Annotated in this window: 4 protein-coding genes and 4 pseudogenes; 4 read left to right on the top strand and 4 right to left on the bottom strand. The window is 71.3% G+C overall.

Going from position 1 to position 5,514, the window contains the following annotated elements; all coding sequences use genetic code 11:
• Window positions 1-95 precede the first annotated feature (95 nt).
• A pseudogene (locus ACZ7G3_RS30795) lies at window positions 96-206 on the bottom strand (dehydrogenase); the annotation flags it as partial.
• 275 nt (window positions 207-481) lie between these two features.
• Between ACZ7G3_RS30795 and rsgA the strand changes: the two are divergent.
• Window positions 482-922: pseudogene (gene rsgA / locus ACZ7G3_RS30790) on the top strand (GTPase RsgA); the annotation flags it as partial.
• Between the two features lie 112 nt (window positions 923-1,034).
• On the opposite strand, the pseudogene ACZ7G3_RS30785 reads toward rsgA, so the two are convergent.
• Window positions 1,035-1,268, bottom strand: a pseudogene (locus ACZ7G3_RS30785) (N-acetyltransferase); the annotation flags it as partial.
• Window positions 1,269-1,936: 668 nt separating this feature from the next.
• Here ACZ7G3_RS30785 and ACZ7G3_RS30780 point away from each other — a divergent pair.
• Both ACZ7G3_RS30780 and ACZ7G3_RS30775 read left to right on the top strand, forming a co-directional pair.
• Window positions 1,937-2,848, top strand: coding sequence for an SDR family NAD(P)-dependent oxidoreductase (locus tag ACZ7G3_RS30780; protein WP_470929498.1), 912 nt, complete (start codon window positions 1,937-1,939; stop codon window positions 2,846-2,848).
• A gap of 207 nt (window positions 2,849-3,055) precedes the next feature.
• Window positions 3,056-3,637 (top strand): TetR/AcrR family transcriptional regulator, encoded by a 582-nt coding sequence (locus ACZ7G3_RS30775; protein WP_470929496.1) that lies wholly within the window; start codon window positions 3,056-3,058, stop codon window positions 3,635-3,637.
• 469 nt (window positions 3,638-4,106) lie between these two features.
• On the opposite strand, the gene ACZ7G3_RS30770 is transcribed toward ACZ7G3_RS30775, so the two are convergent.
• The gene (locus ACZ7G3_RS30770) at window positions 4,107-4,283 is read right to left on the bottom strand and encodes a hypothetical protein (RefSeq protein ID WP_470929494.1); all 177 of its coding nucleotides are present in this window, start codon (window positions 4,281-4,283) and stop codon (window positions 4,107-4,109) included.
• Window positions 4,284-4,345: 62 nt separating this feature from the next.
• Between ACZ7G3_RS30770 and ACZ7G3_RS30765 the strand changes: the two are divergent.
• Window positions 4,346-4,492: pseudogene (locus ACZ7G3_RS30765) on the top strand (transposase); the annotation flags it as partial.
• Between the two features lie 2 nt (window positions 4,493-4,494).
• Here ACZ7G3_RS30765 and ACZ7G3_RS30760 read toward each other — a convergent pair.
• Entirely contained in the window at window positions 4,495-5,034 is a 540-nt protein-coding gene (locus ACZ7G3_RS30760; protein WP_470929492.1) for a hypothetical protein, read from the bottom strand.
• Window positions 5,035-5,514: the final 480 nt, after the last annotated feature.

Below are 5,514 nucleotides of genomic sequence, written 5' to 3'. Positions count from 1 at the left end.
ACGGGGAACGGGCCCTCGGTGACCGTGCGGCTCTCCGGTGGGCCCGTCACCGGGGAACGGGCCCTCGGTGACCGTGCGGCTCTCCGGTGGGCCCGTCACCGGGGAACGGGCCCTCGGTGACCGTGCGGCTCTCCGGTGGGCCCGTCGTCGGGGAGGGTCGCCAGGCGTACCGCGACGGCGGCGCCCCCCTGAGGTGTCCGGCTGCCCGGCCGCCTGCCGTCCGTCCGGTGCGGGCCGGTGGAAAACCTGTGGCGCACGCGCCGTCGGCGCGGGCGGCTATGGACCATTCGTTCCTGCGGCTCCTTCACGCCGCGGGTGTCCGCTGCGTGGTCCGGGAGGTGTCGACCGATGGCTGTCGTTGCGACGGGCGTTGCCCGCAATCGGAAGTCCGTCAAGTCCACCTCCGTGGCCGCCGGCTGATCCCACTCCTTTCCCGCGCTCGTGGCGCGGTGCCGGGGCCACCCTTGTGAAGGATCACCCCTTGTCTTCCTCCTCTTCTCCCGGTTCGTCCTCGCATCCACTCGCTCCCTACGGCTGGGACGCGGACTGGGAGGCCGAGTTCGCCCCGTACGCCGAGCTGGGTCTCGTACCCGGCCGCGTCGTCCGGGTCGACCGCGGCCTGTGCGACGTCGTCACGCCGGCCGGCCCGGTCCGTGCCGACACCGAGTTCGTCGTCCCCCGTGACCCGATGAAGGTCGTGTGCACGGGCGACTGGGCCGCCGCCGACCCCGACGGCAGCGACCCGCTGTACGTGCGGACCCTGCTGCCCCGCCGTACCGCCTTCGTCCGCTCCACCTCCTCCAAGCGGTCCGAGGGCCAGATCCTCGCGGCCAACGTCGACCACGCCGTCGTCGCCGTGTCGCTCGCCGCCGAACTGGACCTCGCCCGCGTCGAACGGTTCCTGGCGCTGGCCTGGGAGAGTGCCGACTGAAGTGCGGCTACTGCGACGTCGACGCCGTAGTGAGGTGGGGCATGTTGCTGCGGTCGGTGCGGTCGGCCCCGGTTCTGTAGCGTGGCCGTGGCTGCCGGGCCGGTCAGCGGTTGGGGCGGATCATCACCGTGAGCAGAGGGGACGCCGGTGACGGCTGGCTGTGCCCGATGTCCTCGTAGCCCCACGTCCTGTAGAGGGCGTGGACCCTTCCGTCCCCGGCCGTCGGGTTGACCATGAGCGTGACGTACCGCTCGCTGCGCGCGAGGAGCAGTGCGCCATGGATGCGCCGGGCGGTCCCCGTCCCGCGCCAGGCGGGACGTACCCCGATCTTTTGGAGCTGCCCCGGTTCCGCCCCGGAGCCGGCCCGGGATTCCCAGCTCGGACACCAGCCGCCGAAGCAGACGGAGTGTCGAGCCGTCACGCCCGGAGCGCGGCACCGCTCCGGGCCCGGGACAACGAGCCGTGGGGCTGTGCGCCAACAGCCATGGCGGGGAGCGCACAGCCGCCGTGCGGAGTCCGGGTAACGCTCGGCGGTGCACGTCACCGTCCTCTGGGACGACCGGCGTATCCGCGGGGCTCCGTGCTCCGCAGCCGACCGGGTTCCTGGGAGGACCAGATGAAGGACGCGTTGCTCGTCGCCATCGCTGCCGTCACAGCGGAGCAGACGTTGCGGTACCTGATCCCCTGGACGGCACGAGCCGTCCGCAGGTGGTGGCAGGGCCCGTCGAGCTAGACACCACGCGAGACCGATCAGTACGGAACAGGAGACGCGGGCACGTCTCACGGGTCCGTGAGACCCACCGAACAGCGAGGGAGCCCGCACCCATCACCGGGCGTCCGGGCGCGGGCAAGTCCAGCCTTGCACAGCCCGTCGCCCACCTGCTCCGCGCCGGCACAGCCTGAGCCTGTACACGCTCTGACATCCAGCAATCGGATAGGTCATCCGTTTGTGCTAGCGTCCCACATAAACGGATGACCTATCCGATTATTCTGGTGGAGGCGCTCATGACGAAGACAGCCGTGGTCACGGCCGGCACAGGCGGCATCGGCCTGGAGACGGCACTGGGGCTGGCCGCCGCGGGATTCGCCGTCACCGTGATCGGTCGCGACGCCGACCGGGGCGCCAGGGCAGTCGAGCGGATCAACGCGGAGCAACCCGCGCACCCCGGCCGGTTCCTCTCCGCCGACCTGGCTTCGCTCGACCAGGTCCGCGCGCTGGCCGACACGCTCGCCGCCGAGCACGCGGCGTCGGGGGAACCGTTGACGGTACTGGTCAACAACGTGGGGGCGATGTTCGCCCGGCGGCAGCACATCGACGGCGTCGAAGCGTCGTTCGTGGTCAACCACCTGTCGCCGTACCTGCTGACCGAGCTGCTGCTGCCCACGCTCACGGCCGGGGCACCCAGCCGGGTCGTGAACGTGACCTCGGCCGCGGTCGCCGCCGCCAGGCGGGTGTTCGACGACGCCGAGCCGCCGGGCGGCTACTACGGCTTCCACTGGTACGGGCGTGCCAAGCTGGCCAACCTCGCCTACACGCTCGACCTGGCGAAGCGGCTGGAGGGAACGGGCGTGTCGGTCTTCGCCGCCGATCCCGGTGGCGCCGCGACCGACATGACCAACGGCACCATGACCGACCCGAAGATCGTCTCCCCGCCGTTGCGGCTGTTGTGGCCGCTGGTGCGCCGCCTGTTCGAACGCTCCACCTCCGGCTCCGCGTCCGTGGCCGCCCGGCCCTCGATCACCGCCGCCACCGACCCCGCGCTGGCCGGCCGGACCGGCCTCGTCATCGGCCCCTCGGCCGATCCCGTCGCCCCGTTCCGCGCCGCGACCGGCCCCCGCATCGCCGACGCCGTGCGTCGGCTCAGCCAGGCCCACGCACCCGTGGCCACCCCAGCGAACACAGAGCACCTCGGATGATCCCAGGGCCCGACACCGGCCGTACGACCACCGCCGCCCCACCCCACCGCGGCCCCACCCCACCGCCGCCCCACCCCACCGCAGCCCCACCTCACCGCAGCCCCCGGGCAGACCGCCCACCACCCGAAGCCCCCGCCCGCCCGGAAACGCCCGCATATGATCACCTGACCGGCCCGCGAACCAAGACGAGCAACCTGGACACTTCCCATGACGACCGCACCGCTGCGCAAGGACGCCGCCCGCAACTGGGAACGGATCGTCGCGATCGCCCGTGCCCTGGTCGACCAGGGCACCCCCCTGCAGCTCAACGATGTCGCACACCGGGCCGGCCTCGGGGTCGCCACCGTCTACCGGCACTTCCCCACCCCCGAGGCACTACTGGAGACCGTCGCCGCCCCCTGCCTCGAAGACCTCGTCGGCCATGGCAAGCAGGCCCTGGCCGACGTCGACGCCTGGCGGGCGCTGCAGGGCTTCCTGTCCCGCGTCCTCGAAGCACAGCTCACCGATGCCGCCCTGCCCCCGGTCGCCTCCGCCGCCGTGGACGCCCTGCCGCGGACCACGGAACTCAAAGAGTCACTCGCGTCGGCCGGCACCGAGCTCCTCGACCGGGCCCGTGACGCCGGAGCCGTCCGCCCGGACCTCGCCGCCCGCGACCTGGTCCCGCTCATGTGCGGCATCGCCCATGCCGTGAACGTCCACGGCGGCACCCCCACCGACAGGACGCAAACCGCCCGCCGCTACCTTGACACCCTGCTCGAAGGCATGCGCCCCGCGCCGTCGGACGCGTGACACGATCCGTGCCGCCGGACGCGGCGCGTACGCGGGCGACCAGGACATCCAAAACCGTTCGGGATGTCCGCAGCGTGCAGGAATGGGTCCAAGACTCACTCCTGCACGCTGATGAGGAACGGTCAGGACCTGCCCGGACGGTCATCCTTGCCCGGCTTGCCGTTCCCGCCGTGGATCACCTTCACCAACCTACGGGTGGTGTCGGCGAGGCCCGCGCCTGGTCCATGTCGGCGACGACCGTGTCCCGAGGCGGCCGATGCCAGTGGAGGGGCCGGCACGCGTCCGGCAGGCGCAGGCAGCGTGCGAAGGTGTCTGCGGGCAGGTGACTTGCCGGGCCACCGTCCCGTCCGCGACGCCGGCCTTCGCCGGGGCCACCGCGAACGGCGCCGCGGAACGGTCGTCGACATCGTCACTGTCGAGTCCTGATGCCCTGACCTCCTGCCGTTGCCTCGCCCCCTGCCGATGGCCGTCAGCTGTCGGAGCGGAACGCGCCGTGGACCCTCAAGTTGCCTTGGATCGACACCTGGTCGTCGTTGACGTGCATGAGCCGGTCAGTCCCGTTTCGGACCGACAGGCGCCCGTTGGCGTTCATCTTCCCGAGGAACACCGAGTCTCCGCCGACGTGCAGGTCGACGTTGGCGTTCACCCTCCCCTCGAACTGCGCCTTCCCGTGGACAACCAGCCGCGGCGGCCCGTCCTGCGTCTCCCGCCCTGCGCTACTTCACCCTCGACGGCACCGACCACGCCAGCCACGAAGAGCAAGGCAGCATGATCCGCCGCTACATCATCTGGCGGAACAAACACGCCTCCAATGAACGCCTCCGCGAGGCCGTGAACAGGGCCGGCATTGCCTGATGCTAGGACCGGTCCACGGCGTCGAGGGCGTGTTCTTTGAGGAAGGCGCCCGCGTGGGCTGCTGCTTCTTCCGCGGTCGCACAGCGCGTCCCATCGGTGACCGTGGTGGATGTTCCGTCAGCGCCCACGCCTGTCCAACCCCAGTCACCGGAAGGCGCCTGCACCAGTTCGGCAGTCCCGCCGAAGAGCGCGAGGGTGCTCCTGCCCGCTGTCGCGGGAACTGAGCGATTGACGGCGTCGGGCCATTTCTTACGGGCACCCTGCCGGGTGATCCCCCAGACAGCCCCCATCTGCTCGTAACTGGCGCCGTAGGAGCCAGCGGTTGCTGCCGCGTGCGCGGTCAATCGCTTGACCTCGGCATCCATCACCTTCCAAGCGGCCAGGACGGACAGTGCCACTTGGGCGGGGTCCGCTGCCCACATGCGGTCCGCGGGCAGCCCGGTCTGTCGGGAGCGAATCGCCGAGGCCAGCGGATTCAAGGCGTCGTACAGCGCTTTGTCGAGTTCTGCCTGCTCTTCCGGGGTGATCTCAGAGACCATCATGCGACAACTGTAGTTTACGAACCGCCGGACGGAAACCAAAGTTTGCACACTGTGCTTGCAGCCCGGCCGCATCGGCGAGACAGGCCGGTGCCAGGATTCCGGCCGGACACCGTTGAGTTCGGGGGCGTGTGCGAGACAAGTGCCTCCGCAGACCCCGTACCAGATGCACTCGGAACACCGGGTGCCGCTGAGGTCCCGGCTGCGGATGAGGGAGGCGGCATCGCTGTTGCGGGCCGTTGTTCTCACGCGCTGCAACGGCTGTCACTCCTCCAGGAGTGGCCGTGAGTACGGGTCGGGCCACTCGGATGCGGCGGCGAACTGCCACCGGCGGCGCCGCCAGACCTGCCGGTGCCGGTTCCGGGGCTCGACCGGGTGATGGGGGGGAGGGGGGGGGGGGAGGGGGGGGGGGGGGGGGGGGGGGGGGGGGGGGAGGGGGGGGTTGGGGGGGGGTTTGGGGGGGGGGGGGGGGGGGGGGTCGTG

The organism is Streptomyces sp. NPDC037271 (assembly GCF_055603605.1).
The sequence above is the reverse complement of the archived record's forward strand: the minus strand, read 5'-3'. Positions and strand labels throughout refer to the sequence as shown.